The organism is Hyphomicrobium sp. (assembly GCF_009026145.1).
In the GTDB taxonomy this organism is placed as follows: domain Bacteria; phylum Pseudomonadota; class Alphaproteobacteria; order Rhizobiales; family Hyphomicrobiaceae; genus Hyphomicrobium_A.
In genome coordinates this window covers 1-22,241 of record NZ_WBUE01000016.1, presented here as the reverse complement: position 1 = coordinate 22,241, position 22,241 = coordinate 1, and the positions used below count along the sequence as shown (strand labels likewise).

Annotated in this window: 28 protein-coding genes; 16 read left to right on the top strand and 12 right to left on the bottom strand. The window is 66.2% G+C overall.

Annotated elements, in window-relative coordinates; genetic code table 11:
* Positions 1–242 precede the first annotated feature (242 nt).
* From pqqA to F9K20_RS12960, 6 genes are all read left to right on the top strand, one after another.
* Positions 243–332 carry a pyrroloquinoline quinone precursor peptide PqqA gene (pqqA, locus tag F9K20_RS12985; protein ID WP_068459450.1) on the top strand — a complete coding sequence of 30 codons (90 nt, stop codon included), beginning with the start codon at positions 243–245 and terminating at the stop codon, positions 330–332.
* Positions 333–440: 108 nt separating this feature from the next.
* A complete protein-coding gene (gene pqqB / locus F9K20_RS12980; protein ID WP_291002313.1) occupies positions 441–1,370 on the top strand; it encodes a pyrroloquinoline quinone biosynthesis protein PqqB in 930 nt (309 codons plus the stop codon).
* The gene (gene pqqC / locus F9K20_RS12975) at positions 1,367–2,143 is read left to right on the top strand and encodes a pyrroloquinoline-quinone synthase PqqC (protein WP_291002311.1); all 777 of its coding nucleotides are present in this window, start codon (positions 1,367–1,369) and stop codon (positions 2,141–2,143) included. Before pqqB ends, pqqC begins: the two co-directional genes overlap by 4 nt.
* Complete coding sequence (pqqD, locus tag F9K20_RS12970) at positions 2,143–2,445, top strand: pyrroloquinoline quinone biosynthesis peptide chaperone PqqD (protein WP_291002492.1); 303 nt, start codon at positions 2,143–2,145, stop codon at positions 2,443–2,445. The genes pqqC and pqqD overlap by 1 nt, the downstream gene beginning before the upstream one ends.
* 65 nt (positions 2,446–2,510) lie before the next feature.
* Entirely contained in the window at positions 2,511–3,692 is a 1,182-nt protein-coding gene (gene pqqE / locus F9K20_RS12965; RefSeq protein ID WP_291002489.1) for a pyrroloquinoline quinone biosynthesis protein PqqE, read from the top strand.
* 170 nt (positions 3,693–3,862) lie between these two features.
* Complete coding sequence (locus F9K20_RS12960; protein WP_291002308.1) at positions 3,863–4,246, top strand: cytochrome c family protein; 384 nt, start codon at positions 3,863–3,865, stop codon at positions 4,244–4,246.
* A gap of 62 nt (positions 4,247–4,308) precedes the next feature.
* Here the strand turns inward: F9K20_RS12960 and folK are convergent, their stop codons facing one another.
* Both folK and F9K20_RS12950 read right to left on the bottom strand, forming a co-directional pair.
* Entirely contained in the window at positions 4,309–4,818 is a 510-nt protein-coding gene (gene folK, locus F9K20_RS12955; RefSeq protein WP_291002306.1) for a 2-amino-4-hydroxy-6-hydroxymethyldihydropteridine diphosphokinase, read from the bottom strand.
* Between the two features lie 84 nt (positions 4,819–4,902).
* Positions 4,903–5,280, bottom strand: coding sequence for a 4a-hydroxytetrahydrobiopterin dehydratase (locus tag F9K20_RS12950; protein ID WP_291002303.1), 378 nt, complete (start codon positions 5,278–5,280; stop codon positions 4,903–4,905).
* A 92-nt stretch (positions 5,281–5,372) separates the two neighbouring features.
* Here F9K20_RS12950 and F9K20_RS12945 point away from each other — a divergent pair, with 92 nt between their 5' ends.
* From F9K20_RS12945 to fae, 7 genes are all read left to right on the top strand, one after another.
* On the top strand, positions 5,373–6,350 hold the full coding sequence (locus F9K20_RS12945) for a beta-ribofuranosylaminobenzene 5'-phosphate synthase family protein (RefSeq protein WP_291002300.1): 978 nt from the start codon (positions 5,373–5,375) through the stop codon (positions 6,348–6,350).
* A gap of 28 nt (positions 6,351–6,378) precedes the next feature.
* The gene (locus F9K20_RS12940; RefSeq protein ID WP_291002297.1) at positions 6,379–7,278 is read left to right on the top strand and encodes an NAD(P)-dependent methylenetetrahydromethanopterin dehydrogenase; all 900 of its coding nucleotides are present in this window, start codon (positions 6,379–6,381) and stop codon (positions 7,276–7,278) included.
* Positions 7,275–8,468: an ATP-grasp domain-containing protein gene (locus F9K20_RS12935; RefSeq protein ID WP_291002294.1), complete on the top strand. Its 1,194-nt coding sequence runs from the start codon at positions 7,275–7,277 to the stop codon at positions 8,466–8,468. The genes F9K20_RS12940 and F9K20_RS12935 overlap by 4 nt, the downstream gene beginning before the upstream one ends.
* On the top strand, positions 8,410–9,381 hold the full coding sequence (gene mch, locus F9K20_RS12930; RefSeq protein ID WP_291002291.1) for a methenyltetrahydromethanopterin cyclohydrolase: 972 nt from the start codon (positions 8,410–8,412) through the stop codon (positions 9,379–9,381). Before F9K20_RS12935 ends, mch begins: the two co-directional genes overlap by 59 nt.
* A 16-nt stretch (positions 9,382–9,397) precedes the next feature.
* Complete coding sequence (locus tag F9K20_RS12925; protein ID WP_291002288.1) at positions 9,398–10,333, top strand: RimK family alpha-L-glutamate ligase; 936 nt, start codon at positions 9,398–9,400, stop codon at positions 10,331–10,333.
* Positions 10,321–11,184 (top strand): triphosphoribosyl-dephospho-CoA synthase, encoded by an 864-nt coding sequence (locus F9K20_RS12920; protein ID WP_291002286.1) that lies wholly within the window; start codon positions 10,321–10,323, stop codon positions 11,182–11,184. The genes F9K20_RS12925 and F9K20_RS12920 overlap by 13 nt, the downstream gene beginning before the upstream one ends.
* 203 nt (positions 11,185–11,387) lie before the next feature.
* Positions 11,388–11,900, top strand: a complete 513-nt coding sequence (fae, locus tag F9K20_RS12915) for a formaldehyde-activating enzyme (RefSeq protein ID WP_291002283.1) — start codon at positions 11,388–11,390, stop codon at positions 11,898–11,900.
* Positions 11,901–12,040: 140 nt separating this feature from the next.
* Here the strand turns inward: fae and F9K20_RS12910 are convergent, their stop codons facing one another.
* A complete protein-coding gene (locus F9K20_RS12910) occupies positions 12,041–12,748 on the bottom strand; it encodes a HisA/HisF-related TIM barrel protein (RefSeq protein ID WP_291002281.1) in 708 nt (235 codons plus the stop codon).
* Between the two features lie 239 nt (positions 12,749–12,987).
* On the opposite strand from F9K20_RS12910, the gene F9K20_RS12905 reads away from it, so the two are divergent.
* From F9K20_RS12905 to F9K20_RS12895, 3 genes are all read left to right on the top strand, one after another.
* The gene (locus F9K20_RS12905) at positions 12,988–14,046 is read left to right on the top strand and encodes a hydantoinase/oxoprolinase family protein (protein ID WP_291002278.1); all 1,059 of its coding nucleotides are present in this window, start codon (positions 12,988–12,990) and stop codon (positions 14,044–14,046) included.
* A gap of 50 nt (positions 14,047–14,096) precedes the next feature.
* Positions 14,097–14,333: a hypothetical protein gene (locus F9K20_RS12900; protein ID WP_291002276.1), complete on the top strand. Its 237-nt coding sequence runs from the start codon at positions 14,097–14,099 to the stop codon at positions 14,331–14,333.
* Between the two features lie 149 nt (positions 14,334–14,482).
* Positions 14,483–15,025, top strand: coding sequence for a hypothetical protein (locus F9K20_RS12895; RefSeq protein ID WP_291002272.1), 543 nt, complete (start codon positions 14,483–14,485; stop codon positions 15,023–15,025).
* Here the strand turns inward: F9K20_RS12895 and F9K20_RS12890 are convergent.
* Genes F9K20_RS12890 through F9K20_RS12850 form a run of 9 tightly spaced genes read right to left on the bottom strand, consistent with a single transcriptional unit; the run spans position 15,022 to position 21,857 of the window.
* On the bottom strand, positions 15,022–15,606 hold the full coding sequence (locus F9K20_RS12890) for a DUF447 domain-containing protein (protein ID WP_291002269.1): 585 nt from the start codon (positions 15,604–15,606) through the stop codon (positions 15,022–15,024). The genes F9K20_RS12895 and F9K20_RS12890 overlap by 4 nt on opposite strands.
* Positions 15,557–17,005 carry a DUF6513 domain-containing protein gene (locus tag F9K20_RS12885; RefSeq protein ID WP_291002266.1) on the bottom strand — a complete coding sequence of 483 codons (1,449 nt, stop codon included), beginning with the start codon at positions 17,003–17,005 and terminating at the stop codon, positions 15,557–15,559. The genes F9K20_RS12890 and F9K20_RS12885 overlap by 50 nt, the downstream gene beginning before the upstream one ends.
* 43 nt (positions 17,006–17,048) lie before the next feature.
* Positions 17,049–17,687 carry a uridylate kinase gene (locus F9K20_RS12880; RefSeq protein WP_291002263.1) on the bottom strand — a complete coding sequence of 213 codons (639 nt, stop codon included), beginning with the start codon at positions 17,685–17,687 and terminating at the stop codon, positions 17,049–17,051.
* 5 nt (positions 17,688–17,692) lie between these two features.
* The gene (locus tag F9K20_RS12875; RefSeq protein WP_291002260.1) at positions 17,693–18,085 is read right to left on the bottom strand and encodes a dihydroneopterin aldolase; all 393 of its coding nucleotides are present in this window, start codon (positions 18,083–18,085) and stop codon (positions 17,693–17,695) included.
* Positions 18,082–18,855: a (5-formylfuran-3-yl)methyl phosphate synthase gene (locus tag F9K20_RS12870; protein WP_291002257.1), complete on the bottom strand. Its 774-nt coding sequence runs from the start codon at positions 18,853–18,855 to the stop codon at positions 18,082–18,084. Before F9K20_RS12870 ends, F9K20_RS12875 begins: the two co-directional genes overlap by 4 nt.
* Positions 18,856–18,870: 15 nt before the next feature.
* Positions 18,871–19,599, bottom strand: a complete 729-nt coding sequence (locus F9K20_RS12865) for an ABC transporter ATP-binding protein (protein ID WP_291002255.1) — start codon at positions 19,597–19,599, stop codon at positions 18,871–18,873.
* The gene (locus F9K20_RS12860; RefSeq protein ID WP_291002252.1) at positions 19,587–20,366 is read right to left on the bottom strand and encodes an ABC transporter permease; all 780 of its coding nucleotides are present in this window, start codon (positions 20,364–20,366) and stop codon (positions 19,587–19,589) included. Before F9K20_RS12860 ends, F9K20_RS12865 begins: the two co-directional genes overlap by 13 nt.
* Complete coding sequence (locus F9K20_RS12855; RefSeq protein ID WP_291002249.1) at positions 20,350–21,339, bottom strand: ABC transporter substrate-binding protein; 990 nt, start codon at positions 21,337–21,339, stop codon at positions 20,350–20,352. The genes F9K20_RS12860 and F9K20_RS12855 overlap by 17 nt, the downstream gene beginning before the upstream one ends.
* Positions 21,336–21,857 (bottom strand): DUF3280 domain-containing protein, encoded by a 522-nt coding sequence (locus F9K20_RS12850; RefSeq protein WP_291002246.1) that lies wholly within the window; start codon positions 21,855–21,857, stop codon positions 21,336–21,338. The genes F9K20_RS12855 and F9K20_RS12850 overlap by 4 nt, the downstream gene beginning before the upstream one ends.
* Positions 21,858–22,241: the final 384 nt, after the last annotated feature.

Sequence of the window (22,241 nt, the reverse complement as noted above, 5' to 3'; positions counted from 1 at the left end):
GAACTCACCACCGCGCCGTTGCGCAGCGTGTCGATTAGATGACGGATAGCACACGCGTTTGTGAGAGCCTTTGACTTCCGTTCCCAAGGGCCCTGTGGTTTATAGCCGCCATGGCGGTCTGGGCTTGCGTGTTCTGGATCCGCGGACTGGAGAGACCCTACCAAGAGGGAAGCGCTCCAGTGGGTGGGCCCTCGGCGGGGCCATCCAATTTTGGACGGCATCTTGCCGAATAGGAGGAAGTCATGAAGGTTTGGACGAAGCCCGCAGTTCGTGAGCAGGAAGTTGGCCTCGAGGTCACCTCGTATATGCCGGCTGAGATCGACATCATCTAACGACTGTCGATCAACTCACCAACTCAGTGAGTTTCCGACAACGGCGGTCGAAGCTTCGGCCGCCGTTGTTTTATCGGGCGTCGGCGCGCCCCTAACCAGACGACGTCCATGCTCATCAAAATACTGGGGTCTGCTGCGGGAGGTGGGTTCCCGCAGTGGAACTGCAACTGCCGCAACTGCGCCGCCGTGCGGTCTGGAGCCCCGGGTTTCAGAGCCCGCACGCAGTCATCGCTTGCCGTCAGCCGCGATGGCGTCAATTGGGCCCTGCTCAACGCCTCGCCGGACCTGCGCCAGCAAATCAACGCCACGCCGCAACTGCACGCCGATGCCAAGGTCGGCCTGCGCCACAGCCCCATCATGGCAGCGGTGCTCACCAACGGCGATGTCGACCACATCATCGGCCTCATCAACCTGCGCGAGGCGCAGCCGTTCACCATCTATGCCACGAACCGCGTCCTCGACGTCATCCGCACCAACTCGGTGTTCCAGGTGCTGGCCGAGCCGCTCGTTCCACGCGTCGAGATGGCGCTCGGTAAGCCGTTCGATCTGCAGGGCGCCGGTGTCGATCTCGGGCTTACGATCGAAGCATTCGCCGTGCCGGGCAAGGTCGCGCTCTACCTGGAGGACACCTCCTCGGGTGACTTCGGCACCCAGGAAGGCGACACCATCGGCCTAAAAATTACTGATCCGGCCGAGAAGAAGTCCTTCTTTTACATCCCCGGCTGCGCCGCCATAGATGAGACGCTCGCCGCCCGTCTGCAGGGTGCATCCATCGTCTTCTTCGATGGCACGCTGTTCACCGACGACGAGATGATCGAGCAGGGCCTGCTTAACAAAACCGGAGCCCGAATGGGCCATATCAGCATGTCGGGAGCCTCGGGATCGATCGCCGCCTTCTCAAAACTGGGCGTCGGAAGGCTCATATACGTGCATATAAACAACTCGAACCCGGCGCTGGACGAGAACTCGCCCGCCCGCAAAGCCATCGATGGCGCGGGATGGGAAGTCGGGTACGATGGCATGGAGGTGCGCCTATGAGTGAGCCGGTAAGCCTGGAGCGTTTGAGCACCGAGCGCAAAGCGCAGGAGCTCATGTCGCTCGCCGATTTCGAGGCGGCAATCCGCGCCGTCGGCGCCGAGCGCTACCACGACAAGCACCCGTTCCATCACATGCTGCACGGCGGCAAGCTGAAGAAGCCTCAGGTGCAGGCTTGGGCGCTGAACCGCTACTGCTACCAGTCGGCGGTACCGCGCAAGGACGCGGCGCTCATCAGCCGCCTTTATGATCGCGAGTTGCGCCGGGAGTGGGTGCACCGCCTGCTTGACCACGACGGCTACGGCGAGGAGGAGGGCGGCATCGAGCGCTGGCTGGTGCTGACCGATGGCCTCGGCCTCGACCGCGACTACGTCATCTCCATGAAGGGAGCGCTGCCGGCCACCAAGTTCGCGGTAGAATCCTACGTCACCTTCGTGCGCGAGCAGCCGATTACCGTCGCCATCGCCTCCTCGCTCACCGAGCTGTTCGCTCCCAAGATCCACAAGGAGCGCATCGCCGGCATGCTGGAGAATTATGACTTCATCGACGACAAGGTGATGGCCTACTTCAAGCGCCGCCTCACGCAGGCGCCGCGCGACGCCGACTTCGCACTCGACTACGTTCTCAAGAACGCCAAGACGCGCGAGGAGCAGGAGGCCTGCGTCGACGCGGTCCGCTTCAAGTGCAACGTGCTGTGGGTGCAGCTCGATGCGCTGCAGCATGCCTACGTCGAGGGCCATATTCCGCCCGGCGCCTTCCGTCCGGAGGCGCAATGATGAGTGAGACGGCGCCACGCCAGCGAACGGTCATCACGGCCGTCAGCAAGCCAGCCATGCCGCCCCACATCAAGATGCGCCATGACGCCGGCCGCGGCCGCTGGCTCATCCTGGCGCCTGAGCGCGTATTCGACCCGGATGCGATTGCTGTCGAGGTTTTGAAGCTTTGTGATGGTGCACGGACTGTGCATGACATCGCTGGACAACTAGCTAAGGACTACAACGCACCACCGGAGGAAATAGAGGCCGACATCATCGCGATGTTGCAGGACCTCGCCGACAAGGGAGTAGTGAAGGCATGAGCGAAACTGCCCCTTCCCAGGTCAAGCACGTCAAGGAAGAGATGCTGACGATGGACGCCGGCGAAATGCGCTGCGAAGCCTCGTCCTCGCCGACGCCCGATCCGTCTTGCGCCATCCGCGCCCCGATCGGCCTCCTGGCCGAGCTGACGCATCGCTGCCCGCTGCAGTGTCCCTACTGCTCCAACCCGCTCGAGCTTGAGAAGGTCAACACCGAGCTGACGACGGAGGAGTGGCAGAAGGTGATGCGCCAGGCAGCGCAGCTCGGCATTCTCCAGGTGCATCTGTCGGGCGGCGAGCCGACGGCCCGGCGCGATCTCGAAGAAATCGTCAAGACGGCTTCCGAGGCTGGCCTTTACACGAACCTCATCACCGCTGCCGTGCTTTTAAAGCGCGACCGGCTGGAGAAGCTGAAGGAGTGCGGCCTCGACCACGTGCAGATCTCCATCCAGGATGTCGACACGGCAGCCGAGAACGCCGACCGCATCGCCGGCTACAAGGGCGGCAGCGAGAAGAAGAAGATCGTGGCCGGTTGGGTGCGCGAGCTGGGACTGCCGCTGACGATCAATGCGCCGATCCATCGCCACAACATTCACAGCGTCGAGGCAATCATCAACTACGCGGTCGAGCTGGGCGCCGGGCGCGTCGAGATCGCCCACGTGCAGTATTACGCCTGGGCACTCAAAAACCGCGCGTCACTGATGCCGACGCGCGAGGCATTCATGGAGGCGGCACGCATCGTCGAGCGCGAGCGCGAGCGGCTGAAGGGCGTCATCGTCATCGACGCGGTGGTGCCCGACTACTACGCCAAGTTCCCCAAGCCCTGCATGGGCGGTTGGGGGCGGGGCATCATCAACATCACACCGTCGGGCCGCGTGCTCCCCTGCCACGCCGCAGAATCCATCACCCACCTCGAGTTCGACAACGTGCGCGACAAGCCGCTGGGCGAGATCTGGCTCAATGGCTCGGCGTTCCAGAAGTATCGCGGCACGAGCTGGATGAAGGAGCCGTGCCGGTCGTGCCCCCGGCGCGAGATCGACTTCGGCGGATGTCGCTGCCAGGCCTTCGCCCTGACCGGCGATGCCGCCAACACCGACCCGGCCTGCTCGCTGTCGCCCCTGCACCTGGATTGGGCGAAAGTGGCAGATGTTGAATCCCACCAGAGCCCGCCGGCCTTCGTCTACCGCCGCCCCGGCGGTGCGACGCCCAAGCCGGCGGTCGAGAAAACGCCCGTTCCGAGCGACGCTTAACTCGCCGGAGCGGCCATCGTTCAAATCCTGAGCGGCGCCCTCGGGGAACCGGGGGTGCGTCATCGTGTTCAGTCCAAGTTCAGAAAAGACTTGGCACATTCGCGATGGCTATTGGATGATACGCGCGCCATCAACGACGCGTGATCGTCGAAAACAGGGAGAAAATCGGGATGCTCAGGTGGGTTGTCGCAGCGGGTATCATGCTCGCGCTGCCGACGGTTGCTTCGGCGCAGGATGCCGAGGCCGGTAAGAAGATATTCGCCAAGTGCGCGCCGTGCCACTCGGTCGGCCCCGGCGCCAAGAACAAGGTCGGCCCCGAGCTCAACGGCTTGATTGGCCGTGCGTCGGGCGCGGTTGAAGGCTTCAACTACTCGCCCGCCATGAAGGGCGCCGGCATCACCTGGGACGAGACCTCGCTCGGCGAGTATCTTGCGGACCCGAAGAAGAAGGTGCCCGGCAACAAGATGCTGTTCGCTGGCGTCAAGGACGAGATCGAGCGCGGCGACCTGATCGCCTATCTCGCGTCCTTCAACGCCGACGGCAGCAACAAGTAAGCGCCACGCAACGGAATTCAGAAGCGCCGCCGGCGGCAAGCCGGCGGCGTTTTCATCTGTGCTCAGTCGAGGGGCCGTACCCCCGTCGCATCGACCGCACCGTACATTGCGCGCACGCTCCTGCCGCCGATGACGAGGTCGGGAGCGATATCCATGAGCGGCGCCAGCACGAAGGCGCGCACGCCGATGTGGGGATGCGGCAGCACCAGCTCGGCGTCGCTGAAAGCGGCGTCGCCATAGACCAACAGGTCGAGGTCGATGATGCGCGGCCCCCATTTCTCAGTGCTCTCGCGCCCCATGCGCCGCTCGATCTCCTTGCAGCGGGCCAGCAGCCCGCGCGGATCGAGCTCGGTCGCTACGGCAATGGCGGCGTTGACGAACCAGTCCTGGTCGGTTTTGCCCCACGGCTCGGTCGCGTAGTTGCGCGAGCGCGCAACGAGACGCACGTCCCCCTTTTCGGTGAGCAGCGCAATCGCCTTGCCGATGTTGGCCGCCTTATCACCGATGTTAGAGCCCAGCGCCAGAATGCAGTCGAACGCCGGAGTGGCGGAGGTGGGCGTGGCGCTGGACATCGGGGCTCGCTGACACGGCGGTGGAAAGCCGTGCTCGTTATCGCGCTGACCGCGCCGAGGCAAGCGGCGACCCTACCAGATGGATCAATCGTATTTTATGTAAGCGAAGCGCATGTCGCCCGTGGGCGTGCCCTCGAGCGGGCCTTCCTCCTTGCCCGGCTGCCAATGAACGACGTCCTCGATCTTCTTGGCCAGCTCCAGATCCTTGGCCGTGATACCCTTGGCGGTGTGCGTCATTAGGCGCACCTCGACCCAGGCATAGGAAGCCGTGATATCGGGATGATGCCAAGCAGCCTCGGCCAGGTGGCCGACGGTATTGATAACCATCAGCGTGCCTTTCCACCCGCTCGTCTTGTATGTCCGCCGGATCCAGCCATTCTCCAGGCGCCACTTCGGCAGGTTTTTTTGCAGCCACGCGTTGACTTCGGCATCGGGCATGGGCTTTTCGCGTTCAGCCGCCATATTGTCCTCTCCTCCGGCTATAGGGACGGACCGCACCAGCAGGTTGAACCGTAATGCCACTGGCCGACGCAACGCAATCTGAGGCGCCCGCAATGCGCCCGCGCGCCCACCCCGGCGCCGTACGCGTCGTCGCGCCGGCACGTTTGCACCTTGGCTTCCTCGACCTGAACGGCGGTTTGGGGCGCATGTTCGGAAGCATCGGGCTCGCCGTCGACGTTCCCCGCACCGAGCTGGTCTTGAGACGCAGCCGCACCTACAAGGGTGAGGGCCCCGACCACGCCCGTGCCATCGCTACGCTGCGCCGCTTCGCCGACGTGTTCTCGTTGGGTGGTGCGTACGAGGTGAAGATCGCCTCCGCCATTCCATCGCATGCCGGTCTCGGCTCGGGCACGCAGCTCGCGCTCGCTGCTGGCGCCGCCCTGATGACGCTCGAAGGCATCGAGCACAGCCCATCGCGCCTCGGCGAGATTGTCGACCGCGGCGCGCGCTCTGCGATCGGCATGGCGGCGTTCGAGCACGGCGGCTTCATCGTCGATGGCGGCCGCGGCGCACGCGATCAGGCTCCGCCGATCCTGGTACGCACCCACTTCCCCGACGACTGGCGCGCCCTGCTGGTCATAGATGCGCGCACAGCGGGTGTACACGGCGAAGCGGAAGCGCAGGCCTTCGCTGCACTGCCACCACTCTCCGATGCTGCAGCAGCGAACGTGTGCCGCCTCGTCCTTATGCAGCTCGTGCCGGGACTTATGGAAACGGACATCGACGCCTTCGGGAATGCACTGACGGAAATTCAGAAGATCGTCGGTAACCATTTCGCAGGCGCACAAGGCGGCAGCCCATGGACCAGCCCGGCTGTGGGACGCGTCGTCGAAGCGCTACGCGCTGCCGGTGCATATGGGATCGGGCAGAGCTCGTGGGGGCCGACTGGGTTCGCATTCGCACCCTCGCAGGAAATTGCTGGCCGCCTCTATGATTCTTCCATCGGACTCGCTAGAGCCGAGGGTCTTGAGATCCTCGTCGCCGGGGGGCGCAACAGGGGCGCCAGCGTCGAGAAGATCGTGAGCACATAGGTTCAAAGAGCCGAGGAAAGACCAAAAAATGAGCGACGCCACTCCGATTCTGCACATGCTCTCGCCGCAGAAGCACATGTCTCCGTTCGACGTGAACATGGCAGCGGATGCCGGTTACAAAGTTATCGTCCCCTATATCAACGTGACGTTGGAGGAGGTGACTGCGCTCACTCAGGACGCGATCTTCTCGCGCCCGCCGAACTTCGGCGTGAGGACCGGCCTCTTCATCGGCGGCAAGGACGCCATCCTGGCTCTCGACATGATGGATGCGGCGCAGAAGGCGCTGGTGCCACCGTTCGGTCTCTCCACCTTCGCCGATCCGGCCGGCTCGTTCACGACCGCTGCGGCCATGGTCGCCTGCGTCGAGCGCGTGCTGCGCACCAAGTTCAACCGCGGCTGGAAGGGGCTGCGCGTCGCCGTGTTCGGCGCCACCGGCGTCGTCGGCTTCGCCTCCTCGATCATCGCTGCGCTGGAGGGTGCACAGGTGACCCTCGTCGCCCACCGCGGCGTCGACCGCGTCATCAGGTCGGCCGAGGTTTCCAAGCAGCGCTTCGGCGTCGACCTCATCGCCAAGTCCGGCGAAACGGAAGAGGCGAAGCAGGCGATCATCTCCGACGCCGAGGTGATCTTCGCCGCGGCCGCCGCCGGCGTGCGCGTCATCAGCGCGGAGAACAAGGCGAAGGCCAACAACCTGCTCGTCGTCGCCGACGTCAATGCCGTCCCACCGCCCGGCGTCGACGGCATGGAGCTGTTCATGGACGGCGCACCGCTTCCGGGATGTAACGCCCTCGGCGTCGGTCCGCTCGCCATCGGCGACATCAAGTACAAGACCGAGTCCGGTCTCTTTAAACGCATGATCGCCTCCGACAAGCCGGTGCACTTCGACTTCCGCGCCGCCTTCGAGCTGGCGCGGACGCTCACAGCTTGACGGCAAAGACCATCCTCATCGCTGCGCTGTCCGGGCGGGGGCTCGCCGCCTCCGCCCGGCGCGCGGGCTACCTGCCGCTGGTTGCCGACGCGTTCGGCGACAGCGACACCGGCGAGCTCGCGGCGGAGGCGCGCTGCGTCAAAGATGCGGCGCGCATCGGCTTTCACGCCAAGCCGGTCTTCACCGCGCTCGCCGAGCTCGCCGCCGCGCCTGCGCGACCTCCGATCGGGCTCGTTCTCGGCTCCGGCTTCGAGGACCGCCCCAAGCTTATTGCCGCGCTGGCGCGCCGCTATCGGCTCATCGGCAATGACGCCTCGACGGTCGCGCGCAGCAAGAACCCTGCAGCCCTCGGGGCGCTGCTCGATGCGCTCGCCATCGCCCATCCCGAAACGCGCCTCGCACCGCCAGAGAAACCGGGCGAGTGGTTGTCGAAGCGCATCGGCGGCAGCGGCGGCGCGCATATCGTGCCGGCGACCGTCGCCGAGCGCAGCCCGCGACGCTACTTTCAGCGTCGCCTCGTCGGCGAGCCGGCTTCAGCCCTCGCCATTGCCACGCGCGACGGCGCGCACATGGTCGGCATTAGCCGCCAGTGGATAGTCGGTTGCGGCCCCCGCCCCTACCGCTATGGCGGCGCCGTGGGTCCGGTGCGCCTCGCGCCCGCTATCGAAATGTCGATACGCGCCGCGGTCGAGCAGCTCTGCGGCGCCCTGGGTCTCGTCGGCCTCGTCGCCTTCGATTTTCTCCTGGTCGGCACGACACCCTATCTGTTGGACATCAACCCGCGCCCCAGCGCCACGCTCGACGTGTTTGACGACGCCACCGGGTCGTTGTTCCACGCGCATCTCGCCGCCTGCGAGGGGCGGGCGCCGCAGCTGCCGGTACTGAACGGCGCCCGTGCCGCCGCGGTCCTCTACGCCGACCCCGGCCCGCTCGCCGTCGCCTCCCTCTCCTGGCCAGCGTGGACAGCCGATCGCCCATCACCCGCCACCCGCATCCCGCGCTACCGTCCGATCGCCACCGTCTTTGCCGCCGGGGAGACCGCCGAGGAGGCGTTCCGGAGCTGCCACCGGCGCTTGGACGTACTGGGTGAGATGCTGTATGCACAGGCGCCAAACAGGGAGCGCAGCAACAATGCAGAAATACAACGGCCCGGCCCCGAGCGTTTCGGCGCGCGCAGCCAAGCTCGTTGAAGGCATCGTCGCCGACGCCAGCGCCCTGCGCTGCGAGGTGACCTTTGGCACCGCCGGCGAGCGGTGCATCGACCTCGGCGCGCGCGCGATAGGCGGGCTCGAAGCCGGACGCCGCCTCGCCGAGGTGTGCATGGGCGGTCTCGGCACCGTGTCGCTGCACACCTCCTCGGGCCTCAAGCACTGGCCGCTCGGCGTCACCGTGCACGCCACCAACCCAGTCATCGCCTGCCTTGCCAGCCAGTATGCCGGCTGGCAGATCAGCGAGCAGGAGAGCGGCTTCTTCGCCCTTGGCTCCGGTCCCGCGCGCGCCCTCTCCCGCGTCGAAGCGCTCTATAAAGACCTCGGCTACGTCGACCACTATAGCAAGGCCTCGCTGGTCATCGAAGGCGATAAGGCCCCGCCGGCAGCGGTTGCCCGCATGATTGCGGCGGCATGCGGCGTGCAGCCGACCGATCTGACCATCCTCTTCGCCCCGACGGGCAGCCTCGCCGGTACCGTGCAGATCGCCGCGCGCGTGCTCGAGGTCGCCCTGCACAAGGCGCACGAGTTGCACTTCCCGCTCGAGCACATCGAGGACGGCATCGGCACCGCCCCCATTGCGCCGCCGATCCCGGACTTCATGAAGGCGATGGGGCGCACCAACGACGCCATTATCTACGGCGGCCGCGTGCAGCTATTCGTGCGCGGCGGCGACGAGGCGGCCCAAAAGCTGGCGCAGACCCTGCCCAGCTCTACCTGCTCCGCCTACGGCCTGCCGTTCGCCGAAATCTTCGCGGCGGCCGGTGGCGACTTCTACAAAATCGATCCCATGCTGTTCAGCCCTGCCGAGGTCATCGTTTCCAACCTCGATACGGGCTCATCCTTCCACGCGGGCGAGCTTGCTCCAGATGTCGTCGATAAAAGCTTCCGCTGAGCACAGCGGAAGCGGATTGCGCATCGCTCTGTTCCTCGAGGAGGAGAGCGGCAATTGGCACGTGCGCCGCCTCGCCGAGGCGCTGCGGGCGCGCGGTGCCTATGTCGTCGTCACGTCGCTGCCTCGCTGCGCCTTCGATACGCAGCTCGCAGGCGGCATCGACATTCCCGGCTTCGATGGCAGGTTGCCAGACGCAGTGTTCGTGCGCTCCATCTCGGCCGGCACGCTGGAGCAGATCACCTTCCGGCTCGGCATCCTGCACGCGCTGCGCGAGAGCGGGGTACGCGTATGGAACGACGCGCGCGCCATCGAGCGCTGCGTCGACAAGTCGGCGACGACGTTCCTGCTGCACAAGGCGGGCATACCGACGCCGCGCACCCGCACCATGGAGGGTCCCACTGGAGCCGATGACTACGTGCGTTCGGCCGCCCGGCCGCTGATCTTCAAGCCACTGTTCGGTTCGCAGGGCAAGGGCCTGCTGCGCGTCGATGATGCCGCCGGCCTCCCCTCTCCCGAGGCTGCCGACAACATCTACTATTTGCAGGACTTCGTGCCGTCGTCCGGCGTCACATTCGAGGATTGGCGGGTCATCGTCACCCGCCGTAGAGTGGTCGCGGCCATGGCCCGCCGCGCCGGCAACTGGATCACCAATGTCCACCAGGGCGGCGAGCCCAGCCCCCACATTCCAAGCGAGGAGATGGCGCGGCTCGCTGCCGGCGCGCTCGCCGCTGTGGGCGCGGACTACGCCGGCGTCGATCTCATCCGCACACCCGACGGGCGGCTGCTGGTGCTCGAGGTCAACAGCAACCCGTCCTGGCGCGGGCTGCAGAGCGTCTCCGACGTCGACATCGCCGAGACGATCATCGAGGACTTCCTCCTCGCCGTGGCCGAGCATCGGCGGGAGGCGCCAGAGCCCCGTTCCGAGCCGCGTTCCGAACCATGCCCCGCCTGAAGGAGGCGCAGATCGGCGGGTTGTTTCTCGCCGCCTGCCGCGCCGAGCTGGCCGCGCTCAAGCCCGGCAACGTTCACGTGCATGCCGGCGGTCACGGCATGGAGGTGGCGCAGTTCGAGATGAGCGCCGAAGCGGCGGCGCCGTGGGTCGCTGCACGCGGCGAGAAGGTCGGCACGCGCGTCCTGCGCGCGGTCGAGGCCTCGTTCGCAGCCGCAGGCTGCAATACTAATCTCGGCATCCTGCTGCTGTGTGCCCCGCTCGCCGCCGCGGCCGAGATGACCCTCGAAGCCGGTCTGCGCGATCGCCTGCGCGCGGTGCTTGCCTCGCTCGACGCCACTGATGCCGCCGCCGCCTATGCCGCTATCCGGCGTGCCCGTCCAGGCGGTCTCGGCGCGGCGCCCGAGCAGGATATTGCCGTGCCGCCGACCATCGGGCTCATCGAGGCGATGAACCTGGCCGCCGACCGCGACCGCATCGCCTTCAACTATTCGACGGGCTTTGCCGACATATTCGAGTTCGGATTGCCCGAGCTGCGCCGCGCGCGCGCCGAGGCGCACGATGACCAGCTAGCGATCACCACGCTCGACATGGCCTATCTTGCCCAATTTCCAGACAGCCACATTGTTCGCAAACATGGCGAATTCGTCGCCAACGAGGTTCGCCGCGAGGCCCAGGCCTTGTCGCCTTTCTGGCGCCCCGTTGCGCAACGCAACACGCTGCCAAAACTGCGCGATTTCGATGCAGACCTGAAGCGCCGCAGCGTTAATCCCGGCACCACGGCGGACCTCGTTGTAGCCACTATTTTTGCCGCTTCCATATGCGACGCCTTGGGTCCGGCAACCGCACCGTAGCCCCTTGTCTCGGGAGGGTGCCTCGCGTTATCTAGGGGCGGTGCTTAAGGCGCGCCGCTATCCGGCCAACCGGTTCGGGGACAACGTCACCGGACGCAGATAACAAAGGATAGCTTTTCGAAATTGGGCAGAACCGGTGCAGCTCGGCCTCGGCGGGGTGGCGTTGGTGCTCGTGGTGTTCATAGCTTGGGAGAAACCCCGAAATGGCCAAGATCAACAAGGTGCTCATCGGCGAGTCGCTCGTCGGTGATGGAAACGAGGTCGCCCACATCGACCTGCTCATGGGCCCGCGCGGCTCGGCCGCTGAGACGGCGTTCTGCAACGCGCTGACCAACAACAAGGACGGCTTCACGACTCTGCTCGCGGTGATCGCGCCGAACCTCCCCTGCAAGCCGAACACGATTCTCTACAACAAGGTCACCATCAAGGACGCCCGCCAGGCCGTCCAGATGTTCGGACCCGCCCAGTATGCCGTCGCCAAGGCCGTGCAGGACTCGGTCGCCGAGGGCGTGATCCCAGCCTCGGAAGCTGACGACGTCTTCATCTGCGTCGGCGTGTTCATCCACTGGGAAGCCTCCGACGACGCCAAGATCCAGGACTACAACTATCGCGCCGTGAAGGAGTCGATCGCCCGCGCCGTCGCCGGCAAGCCGACCGCCGCCGAGGTTACCGCCCAGCGCAACTCCGCTCACCATCCGTTCGGTGCGAAGACTTGAAGCGGAAACCGTCCACAGCAGGATGAAGCCCCGCCTATGAAGAGGGGTCTGCTGCAGCGATTGGGTAGACTGCTTTCTGGCCGTTGGAACGGGTAGAACCCCCGGCGCGCGGTTCTGCTCAAGCCCTTCGTGCTACGCCATCAAAGGCCGGCGATCTCCTCGAGGTCGCCGGCCTTTAACGTGCCACGATGCAACGCCGTGGCGACGAGCACGCCACTGGCGCCGGCGGCATGCAGCTTGACGATGTCGGCACGATCCCGGACGCCCCCAGCGGCATAGATGCGGCGGCTGCCGGCGCGAGTGACGATGGCCGCGATGGCAGCGATGTCTGGTCCCTCGCCCGAGCCGACACGGGCGAGTGTCATGACAATGATGCTGTCGGGCCAGTGCTGCGGTTCGTCGAGCACGATTGCTGGGCCCACGAAACTGTCGTTCCGAAAGTCGAGCGAGAGCACGTAGGCATCGCCTGGCAGCGCCCGCAGCGCGGCGATATCTTCAGGACCATGCAGGCTCTCCGTGCCGATGACCGGCGTCGCGTGCTCCTCCTCGGCGATGCGGCGCGCGGCAGCGCCGGGCGGCGTGCCGTCGTCGATCCAGAGGCGCGCCTTGGGCAGCGCGGCCGCGAGCCGGGCGGCGAGGCCGGCATCGCGACCGTGGCCCTCGATGCCATCGAGGTCGGCGACGTAAAGGATCGGAAAAGTAAACAGCGCTGCATAGCCGCGGGCGACGGCGACCGGGTCGCACCCTTGCGCCAACGGCGTCGCCAGCGGCCGGTAATCGGCGCGTTGCCCACGCACGGCGGCCACCGCCACGCCGTGGCGCACGTCGATGACCGGGATCACGTCCATGGCTAGCGTCCCGATTCCGAAGTTCGCCAGAGTTTGCTGCTGGGGCGGGGAGCGAACTTCGGAAGAAAAAGGGACACTAAAATCATATAGTTGCTAGTGTGATTCAGATCGAGAAATTCGCTCGATACCTCGCCGCTCATGATAGCAAATTTCTCGGTCATCACACTAGCTTGCCTCCGCGCGCCCCTCGTGTAACACGGCCGGGCGCGCAAGAAAGCCCAACGGCGCGAAGGTGAGCCATGGCCATCACGGCCGGATACGACGTAGGCGGCGCGCACCTCAAGGTGGCGCTCGCCGAGGGTGGCCGCGTCATCGCCGTGCGGCAGATCGCCTGCCCTCTGTGGCAGGGGCTCGACAAGCTCGACATGGCGTTCGCCGCGGCAGCGCCGCTCACCGCGCGCGCCGACATCCACGCGGCGACGATGACGGGGGAGTTGTGCGAGCTGTTCCCCGATCGGCGAACCGGCGTCGCCGCCATCCTCGACCGACTGACGGATCTGCTGGGAACCAGCTTGCGCATCTGGACGGGCCCGCGCGGCTTCGGCAGCATCGAGCACGCACACGCCGATCCGATGCACGTCGCCTCCACCAACTTTCTCGCCAGCGCCGCGCTGATCGCGCGCCACATGCCCGAGGCCCTGCTCGTCGACATGGGGTCGACGACGACCGACATCGTGGCCGTGCTCGGCGGCAGCGTCTGTGCGCGCGGCATCACCGACGGCGAGCGCCTGGCGACAGGTGAGCTCATCTACACCGGGCTGACCCGCACCGACGTTAGTGCGGTCGCCCGCACCGCCACGCTGCGCCGGCGCGCGCAGCGGCTTGCCGCCGGCGGCTTCGCCAATATGGCCGACGTGCGCCGCATCCTCGGCGAGCTGCCGGAGGGCGTCGATCAGCACGGCACGGCCGACGGCCGCGGCAAGTCGGTTGGGGAGAGCGTCGCGCGCTTGGCACGCTGCTTCGGCCGCGACGCCATCGACGCCGACCTCGAGGCCTGGCGCCGCTCGGCGCGCGAAATCGCCGAGCAGCAGATGCGCGATATCCGCGCTGCCATAGAGGAGGTCCTAGCGGCGGTGCCGTTGTCCTCACATGCACCCGTTATCGCCGCCGGCATCGGCGCGCCCGAGATCGCCACCCTGGCCAGCGAGCTCGGCCGTGCATGCCACCCGTTCGGTGCCCTCATCGAGGCGAACGATGAATGCCGCGAATGGGTGACACGGTGCGCCCCGGCCGTCGCCGTCGCCCTGCTGGCCGGGCACGGGCTAGGGGGCGACGCATTGATCTCGGTCAATGCATAATGGCGTCACGACAGCCTAGGTGGCGGCGAGGGAACCGAGAGCCGCCAAGCATGCTGATTTTCGACACCGACATCGCCTTCGAGCCCGACGAGACGGCGGTGATCTGGGGCCGCACTCCGCAGGCGCAGCGCTTCCGGCTGTGCGTGACCCGGCGCTACGCCGAGCAGGTGTGGCGCATTCGCTACAGCCAGGCCGAGGTCAGGATGAAGATCTGGCTGCACATCGAGGAACTGCGCCAGGCTGCCAGGGAAGCCCTCGCCAGCGGCAGGACCGAGCTCGTCTTGTAGAGCCCACCAAAGCCGTGCGGAACGCCTCGAGGCAACAGCGCCGGGTCGGCGCGCCAGACATCGATCCTCTCCATCCGCCAACTTCGGGCCCCCGCTTCACGCGGTCCCGCGGTCGCCCGGCGAGCAGAGGCATGATACCAAGAGCCCACATGCTGCTCCCTCGGGGGGAAACCATGCGCATAAGGGACATCTCCAGCATCGCCGTGACTTGGCTCGGGCTCACCGCCGCCGTCATCGGCGGCTATGCGACCTACCGGCAGTACGAGGATAGCGTCGCCAAGCAACTCGACGACCGCTCGAAGACCGCCATCGAATTCGTCACGCAGTTCCAGAGTGCGCATATGCTGGTGCTACGCGACAAGCTCTACAATTTCATCTTTTGCAGGGATGATTGCGCCGAGCGCCGCCCCACCCAGAGCGAGATCTTCGCGTTCGTGGAATACTTCGACGCGGTCAAGTACTGCGCCGACCGCAATCTCTGCGATGAACAAATCGTCAAGGACGTGTTCGGTCCCTACGCCACTTGGCATTGGCCATGCCTGGCCGGCGAAGTCGGCGCGGTGCGGCGCGGTGAGGCGCCGCTCGACCTTGTGCGCCCCTATGGACATGGGCTCGAGACGCTCGCCTTGAAGAACGTCGGCGCGGATCACTGCGGCAACCTCAAGCCATTGGCCACAGGGTCCAATCGCTAGCTCGATTGAGCGCCCTGCGGGCGCTGCGCGCGCCATGCGTCGATCTTCTCCATCAGCCAACCCCATGCCTCCGCTTCTCGCGGCCCGGCGGTCTTGGAGATGGCGATCTCCAGGTACTTCAGCTCCGCCTCGATCTTCTCCGGCGGCAGCATCTTCAGCCGCGTCACCAACACCGCACACTCGAGCACCGCCCCCTGCGCCCGGTTGAATCCCTGCCATGGCCTATGGCTCGCCTCGTGCACCAGGCTGCACGCATAGCGGGGGCGCTGTGCGTCTTCCGTCACCTTCACCACCGCCAGCTCCCAATGCGACACCGCATCGGCGAGCATGACGCCCGGGACGCGCGCGGCCGGGCGCGTCGGCCAGTCCTTGCGCCCCGTCACGCAGCCGGCGAACACGCGCACATCGTCGGTGTGGCTCGCCACCGCGTAGGGGACCTCGTGCAGGTTGTCGAGCGTGCGCGAGGGACGAAAGGGGGCGATGACCCAATGCTCGCCGTCCTCGATCAGCCCGAGCGGCGCGATGTGCGCCTCACCCCGCGCGTTCGTCGTCGTCACGATCGTTTCGACGATACGCGGCATCCTGCTTCTCCTTGCGGGCGGCTTTGAGGGTCGCCCCTTCGGGCGCATGCTGCGTCAGGTCTTCGGATTTCTTGTCGGCGGCGATGCCCCAATCGAGGGGGCTATCCTGCGCATAGCGCTTGCCGAGCGCCCGTGCAATCTCGGCCTTGGCGAGCTCGTAGCCGAGGTAGAAGGCGTGCGCGCCGTCCTTCTCGACCCCGAGCTTGTCGAACAGCGCGAACGGGTCGTCGGCGACGTGATGGCCGTCGCGGTTGTAGATGTGCAGTCCGTCGGCCGCCGACTCTAAGCGATAGTTGGCGTCCTTTATCTCCTTCGCTGCCGCGCCGATTTGCTCGGGCGTGTCTGGATAGGGCCGCAGGTCGTGCAACGAAAGCAGCCCGGCATCGTAGCCCTTGGGCAGGTTGCCGTCCGCGCGCGCGCGATACATCAGGCGGCGCGCGGCGTCGTGCTCCTCGACCGTGCGCCGCGTGTGCGGCGATACCTGTACGATGAGCACGTTGCGTATGGCGAGCTCGGTGCAGATGCCGAGCAGCGCCGCGGTGACGCCCTGGCTGTCGGCATCGGTCAGCTCGGTGAGGTTGCCCGTGCCCATCAAGATCTCGACGTCGGGGCGTGCGCGGCGCAGCTGCGCGTAGCGCTCGAGCGAGGCCATGAAGCCGAAGTTGATCGGGTCGAGCACCGGATCGGCGATGTGCGGAATGCCCCTTGCCTTGCACAGATCGATGGCGCGGATGAGAGAGTTGAGGTCGCCGTGCGGCCTTGGCAGCAGCACCGGCACGCAACTGGTGCCGGCGATGGCGTCGAGGTTCGATTCATCGAGGCTGAGCACAAAGTCGGCACCGGCGCGCGCGCCGCGTCGCAGTTCCTCCACATCGCCGGAATCGACGCTCACCTTCAGCCCGGCGCGCTTCATCGCCGCGACCGTCTCCTCCAGGTGCGGAAACTTCACGTCCGGCTGGCAGCCGATGTCGACCACGTCGGCGCCCTTGCCGACCAGCTCAAGACCTTTTTCGACGAGCTTGTCGACACTCATGGCCGGCGCATCGACGATCTCGGCGAAGATGCGGATGTCGTGCTTCGATAAGTCCGGCGGCTTGCCGTCATGGCCGAAGTACTGCGGCAGGTCGATGATTTCGTCCGGCCCGCGCTCGAACGGCACCCCGTAATGCTCGGCGAGGTGCGACAGATCCATGCGGCTGCGTCCCGGCACGATCACTCGGTCGGCCTCGAGCGGCTCCTTCAGGCGGTTGCGCACGATGTTCTCGGTCATCAGCGCCGCCACCTTGATGCCGAGGTTGGCGATGCGCCAGGAGCCGTTCGGCAGCCCCATCGCCGCCACCGTCTCGGCCAGTCGCGGCTCGGCGAGACGTCCGGTCAGGAAAAGCAGCTTTTGCGCCATGTGAGCCGTGCCTCGACCGCGTCATCGCCGACGCCGCATGCGGTCATCTGTGGCGCGCGATAGCACGCCTGGCCGGGCTCCGTCGACCGGATCGATGGGGAGCGGCGAGAAGCCGAGCCAGCTCCGCCTCATCGCCGGCGCCGAGCACGCGCCAAGGGAGGCACGCACGCGCCACGATTTCGGCGAAGACCGGATCCACGACGCCGGCGCGGACGAGGCGTGTGGGCGCGGCCGATCGATCGACCCGACAGGATTTGACCAACACTACCGATGCCCCGCCAAGCCGCTCAGCAAGGCGCGCGGCCAAGCCGTCGGAAGTCGTTCTCCAGTTGGCGGTGATCTGCGTGTCCCTCGCGCTCAGCTTGAGCGGCAGCCATACCGGGATGCGGCTGTCGGCAAGTGCACGCCGCATATCAGCCAAGGTCTCCACCGGCACCAACCTGGCGTGCATGCCGGCTAGCATCATGCCCGTCTGGTGCATGGCGAGCATGGCCATGCGGTGCGCCACGGCTTGCGAGAGCCTGTGCTTCTTATAGGCCGCGCGCACCGCGTCAGCGAAGGAACCCCCGCCGGGCACGATCACGCACGAGCGTCGCGCCGCTCCGACGATCCTCAATATGGCCGCGATGCGCCGACTCTCGGCGAGGCTGCCGCCGAGCTTGACGACGGTCGGCTTGTGCAACGTGCTCACGTAGGGCGTGGGCGCACGATCTCGACGCCGACGGCGTCCGGGCCGCGCTCCAGCTTTTCCACCCGCACCAGCACCGACACGATCCGCTTGTCGTCGAGGCAGCGGTCGGCGATGCGCGCGGCGAGCGTCTCGACGAGATTGATATGCCCGGCGGCGACCACCGTCTTCACCGCTCCGACCAGATCGTCGTAGGACGGGACCTCGTTAAGGTCGTCGCCTTTCGGCGACACGCCGGCGCCGACCGAGGCTTCGATGGTGAAGCCCACCTTCTGGGTGATGCCCCGCTCCTCGTCGTAGGCGCCGATGGCGATGGGCAACACCAGGCCGCGCACGAAGATGCGATCGAGGACGACGCCGTCGCGCCGCGTGATGCTCTGCTTGCCGCTCATGCCACGTCTTTCGTCTGCCGGGGCGCCATAGCACCCGACAATGGCGCGCGGCAAGCATCGGCGAGTGCTGCATCGCAAACAGGGATAACGCGGCGCACGGCACGCACTGCCTCGGCGTCGATACTGTCCGTGCGCTCGGCCTGGCGGCACAATCCGCCACGAAAGCCGAGAACGTCGGGCGCCAACCTGAGCAGCGACGAGACGTGCTCGGCGCGCAACGATCCCGCCAGCCCGGCGAACATTCCGGCCGCATGCACGGCCGAGATGAAGCGGGCCAGCGCGTCGCTGGCGACGACGTCGGGGAGAGCGCCGCGCCGCTTGTCGGCGGTATCGAGCATCATTCCGGCCAGTCCGGCGGCGCGCGCCACAGCGACGAGATCGAGGTCGACGCCATGATCGACCAGCAGCACGCCGACGAGGCGGACCTCGCCCAGGGCGAGACTGCCGAGCCGCTCCAGCATAGGCTCCGCCCCGGCAACCTTGCTGAGACCGACCTTAACGATGTCGGCCCCCGCTGCCGCCATGCGCACAACTGCATCCGCGCTCGCCTCCACATCATCACTGGGATCGCCGATCGTCGCGCTCACCGGCACGTGGCGTGGCACGCAGGCGCGGATCGCCGCGACGGCCGCGGGCGGCAACGCGCCCAGCGCGCCGGCGGCGGGGTTCTTCGCGTCGATAATGTCGGCGCCGAGCGCGGCGACGAGGCGCGCCTCGCGCTCATCCATCACGCTGGCAAGCATTCTCGCCGTCGGGCGCACGTGTTCCATCAATCTTGCTGAGATCTAAGCTTCGCCGAAGATGCGCCGCTGCTCCGCCCGCACCTTTTCGCGGTCGGTCCGGTCGACCACCGAGAGCCGCACCGGAACATCCTGGGCGATAGTTGCAGCTCCGTTCGACAGGCGCAAGATGCGGGTGCCGAGCATCACGGCCTCGGGGCGGTCGTGGGTGACGAAAAGCACCGTCGTCGGCCGCCTCGACCACAGTTCGACGAGCAATTCGCGCAGGCCCTGGGCGGTCGGATCGTCGAGAGAAACGAACGGCTCATCCATCAGCAAGAGCTCGGGCTCCAGCACGAAGGCGCGGGCCAGCGCCACACGGCGTTGCATGCCGAGCGAGATCATCTCCGGATACGCGTTTGCGGCGTCCGTGAGGCCGACGCGCTTCAGCATCTCGGGGATGTTGGCGAGGCGCGGGTCGCCCGGCGGGAGGGTCAGCGCGACGTTCTCGTAGACGGTCCGCCATGGCAGCAGTCGCGGCGTCTGGAACACGAAGGCGAGACGGTCGTTGTTGCCGCCGAAGTCGATCGCCCCCTCGTACTCCTTGTCGAGCCCGGAGATGATGTTGAGCAGCGTCGACTTACCGCCGCCGGAAGGCCCGGTGATGACGACGAACGAGCCCGGCTCCACTTGGAACTCGACGTTCTTGAGCACGAGGTTTTCCGGCCGCCCCCCGACGGCGGGGAACACCTTCCTGTCGACCCGAACCGTCAGCGGACGCTTCAGCGGCGCCATTTGCTGGCCCTCGCGATGAGCGGCTGCAGGATCGCCATCTCGATGATCTGCACGACCACGATAAAGGCGAGTGCATACGACAGGATCATCGGCACGTCGAACAGCTGAAAGGCGATGTTGAGCTGATGACCGACGCCGTCGGAGCGGCCGAAGGCCTCGACCACGAGCACGATCTTCCACACCAGCGCCAGCCCCGACCGCGCCGCCGCGGCGAAAAACGGCGCCAGCTGCGGCACCGTCACATGGCGCAGCGTCTTCCACCAGCCGAAGCGGTAGATCTGCGCCATCTCGTTGAGGTCTTTCGACAGGGCGCGCGCGCCCTCGCGCATGGTGACGGCGACGTTGGGGATCTTGTTGACCGCGACGGCGGTGATGGCCGCCACCTCCGTCAGCCCGAACCAGATGTAGCAGAGGACGATGATGACGAGCGCGGGCAGGTTGAGAAAGAAGATCAGCCAGGCGTCGAAGAAGCGGTCGGCCAAGGGATAGCGTCCGAGCGCCAAACCGATGGCCGAGCCGATGAACATGGCGACGATGAAGCTGAAGGCGACGCGGGTGAGGGTGGCGGCGATGTTGCCCCACAGCTCCCCGGCCTCGGCCTCGCGCACCATGACGTCGAAGACGGTCATCGGCCCAGGCAGGTAGCGGCTCTGGGCGATGACCGCGGCAAGCTCCCACAACCCGACGAGGGCAAGAAGTGAGATCAACGACCAGCCGAGGCGCCCGACCTTGAAGCCGCGCGCCGGCGCGTTAACTGCCTGCCGCATGGAACAGCTTGGGATCGAACTGCGTGTCACTGCCGAGCAACTGCGCACCGCCGATGTCAACCAGAACCTGCGTCAGCTTCTCCGCCGAACGCGTCTCGGCCCCCGTCCAGGGGGTCGGAATGCCGGCGCGATAGTACGCCTTGATGGCGGCGAACTCGGCATCGCTTTCCGGCCGCACCAGATGGCGTATGCGGTCCCAGGCCGCGTCCGAGGTGGCGAGCACGGCGTTGCCCTGCTCCACGGCGGAAAGGAACGTGGCGATCTCTGTCCCCTTCTTGGCTTCGGTCTCCTCGCGCCAGATGAAGCCGACGAGTGAAGGCACAGGGGCGATGCCGAGCGCCTTCAGCACGTCATCCATCTCGATGATGGCCCGGTAGTTGTCACCCTGTAGCCGCGCGGCGTAGGTCCAGAAATTGAGCACGGCATCGAGACGCCCAGAGCGCGTCTCCTCGGTGAGCAGCGGCGCGGCGCCGTAAGAAGGCAGCGCCAGCTGGGCGATATCGGTACCCAGCTCCTTGCGCGAGTAGGCGCGCAGCAACAGCCAGCTCTTGTCGATGGCGCCGCCGGCGACGCCGAGTTTTTTGCCCTTGAGGTCGCCGAGCTTCTGGATGGGTGAGTCGGGCGGCACCATGACGGCCCCGAGGGCGGAAGAGTAGGGAGCGAACTTGACGTGCTCGCCCAACGCCCGCTGGCGCAGTGCCCACGGCCAGTCGCTGACGATGACATCGGCCTCGCCGGAGAGCAGTGCTACGGGACCCGCCTGATTGGTCGCCACCTCGACGACGGTGATATTGACGCCGGCCTTGTCTGCCAGTCCCTCAGCGCGGATCGTCTCGAGCAGCCAGCTCAACGAGCCGAACTTCAGTGAAGCTACCCGCAGCGTGCCGGCAGCGCTGGCGCGCTGCAGCGGCAGCCCGAAGCCCGCTAGCGCGGCGGCACCACCGGCAAGCATGAGGCGGCGGCGGTCGATCATTTCGCACCTCTGTCAGCATATAACCGGCGGTCGACGATGTAGTTCACCGCCCGCAACCACATCTTGTCGGTGTTGCCGTAGATTTCGCTCGACCCCTGGTGGATCACCTTTTGGTTGGCGACGTCGCGCACGTAGATGCTGACGGTGAACAACACGTCGGAGGCCTTGCGCACTGTACCGATAAACGCGATGTCGGCGCCGACTTTCTTGGCGAGATCGTCCTCGCAGCCGTTGCACTTGTACATCGGCGACTTGTCTTCGATGTCCTTCGCTATGGGGGTGCGGTCCACCACCTCGTAACGACCGCTGTCCCTGACTAGCTTCGTCAGCTCATCGGTGATGATCTCGAGGCGCCGCTTGTCCTCGGGGTCGAGGCCTTTCGGCATCAAGCCAATCTCGAACTGCTGCTGCTGGTCGATGAGGTCGAACGGGAAGATGATCGCCTTCTGTCCGGCCAGGACGGCGGCCGGAGACAGCGCCAGGGCCAACAGGAAGATGACAAACCGTTTAGCAATCAAGACGTTTCCCCTGGACGCAGGTGCCGCGTTCGCCGCTGCTTAGAGTGTTATAGTGTTAGGGGTTAGGTGTGCCGAACAGGGGGGCAATTGCAAGGGGGTTATTGCCACGTGGCAGCGCGGCAAAGGTCACAAGTACGCGAGTAAAATCGGGAGACCTTGACAAGGGAGGTACCCCATACCCTTTTACTGCAACAAAGTAACAGACCGGCCGATAAGAAAAGCTAAGGTGTAGCTCGCGTCTTCAGCGAGCCGGGCGGCCAAGGAGGAAAAGGCTTGATGGCAACAGGCAAAGCCGAGCGGCGCTGGCGTGGCAGCCTGCCGAGCACAAATCCGCGTGGTGGCGTGCTGCTGGCCTGCCTGGCAGCGATGGCGTTGTGGCCGTCG

Bases quoted from the DNA above. Each gene is read 5' to 3' on its own strand.
- pqqA (WP_068459450.1), top strand. From the start codon at position 243: ATGAAGGTTTGGACGAAGCCCGCAGTTCGTGAGCAGGAAGTTGGCCTC.
- pqqB (WP_291002313.1), top strand. From the start codon at position 441: ATGCTCATCAAAATACTGGGGTCTGCTGCGGGAGGTGGGTTCCCGCAG.
- pqqC (WP_291002311.1), top strand. From the start codon at position 1,367: ATGAGTGAGCCGGTAAGCCTGGAGCGTTTGAGCACCGAGCGCAAAGCG.
- pqqD (WP_291002492.1), top strand. From the start codon at position 2,143: ATGAGTGAGACGGCGCCACGCCAGCGAACGGTCATCACGGCCGTCAGC.
- pqqE (WP_291002489.1), top strand. From the start codon at position 2,511: ATGCGCTGCGAAGCCTCGTCCTCGCCGACGCCCGATCCGTCTTGCGCC.
- F9K20_RS12960 (WP_291002308.1), top strand. From the start codon at position 3,863: ATGCTCAGGTGGGTTGTCGCAGCGGGTATCATGCTCGCGCTGCCGACG.
- folK (WP_291002306.1), bottom strand. From the start codon at position 4,818: ATGTCCAGCGCCACGCCCACCTCCGCCACTCCGGCGTTCGACTGCATT.
- F9K20_RS12950 (WP_291002303.1), bottom strand. From the start codon at position 5,280: ATGGCGGCTGAACGCGAAAAGCCCATGCCCGATGCCGAAGTCAACGCG.
- F9K20_RS12945 (WP_291002300.1), top strand. From the start codon at position 5,373: ATGCGCCCGCGCGCCCACCCCGGCGCCGTACGCGTCGTCGCGCCGGCA.
- F9K20_RS12940 (WP_291002297.1), top strand. From the start codon at position 6,379: ATGAGCGACGCCACTCCGATTCTGCACATGCTCTCGCCGCAGAAGCAC.
- mch (WP_291002291.1), top strand. From the start codon at position 8,410: ATGCAGAAATACAACGGCCCGGCCCCGAGCGTTTCGGCGCGCGCAGCC.
- F9K20_RS12920 (WP_291002286.1), top strand. From the start codon at position 10,321: ATGCCCCGCCTGAAGGAGGCGCAGATCGGCGGGTTGTTTCTCGCCGCC.
- fae (WP_291002283.1), top strand. From the start codon at position 11,388: ATGGCCAAGATCAACAAGGTGCTCATCGGCGAGTCGCTCGTCGGTGAT.
- F9K20_RS12910 (WP_291002281.1), bottom strand. From the start codon at position 12,748: ATGGACGTGATCCCGGTCATCGACGTGCGCCACGGCGTGGCGGTGGCC.
- F9K20_RS12905 (WP_291002278.1), top strand. From the start codon at position 12,988: ATGGCCATCACGGCCGGATACGACGTAGGCGGCGCGCACCTCAAGGTG.
- F9K20_RS12900 (WP_291002276.1), top strand. From the start codon at position 14,097: ATGCTGATTTTCGACACCGACATCGCCTTCGAGCCCGACGAGACGGCG.
- F9K20_RS12895 (WP_291002272.1), top strand. From the start codon at position 14,483: ATGCTGCTCCCTCGGGGGGAAACCATGCGCATAAGGGACATCTCCAGC.
- F9K20_RS12890 (WP_291002269.1), bottom strand. From the start codon at position 15,606: ATGCCGCGTATCGTCGAAACGATCGTGACGACGACGAACGCGCGGGGT.
- F9K20_RS12885 (WP_291002266.1), bottom strand. From the start codon at position 17,005: ATGGCGCAAAAGCTGCTTTTCCTGACCGGACGTCTCGCCGAGCCGCGA.
- F9K20_RS12875 (WP_291002260.1), bottom strand. From the start codon at position 18,085: ATGAGCGGCAAGCAGAGCATCACGCGGCGCGACGGCGTCGTCCTCGAT.
- F9K20_RS12870 (WP_291002257.1), bottom strand. From the start codon at position 18,855: ATGGAACACGTGCGCCCGACGGCGAGAATGCTTGCCAGCGTGATGGAT.
- F9K20_RS12865 (WP_291002255.1), bottom strand. From the start codon at position 19,599: ATGGCGCCGCTGAAGCGTCCGCTGACGGTTCGGGTCGACAGGAAGGTG.
- F9K20_RS12860 (WP_291002252.1), bottom strand. From the start codon at position 20,366: ATGCGGCAGGCAGTTAACGCGCCGGCGCGCGGCTTCAAGGTCGGGCGC.
- F9K20_RS12855 (WP_291002249.1), bottom strand. From the start codon at position 21,339: ATGATCGACCGCCGCCGCCTCATGCTTGCCGGTGGTGCCGCCGCGCTA.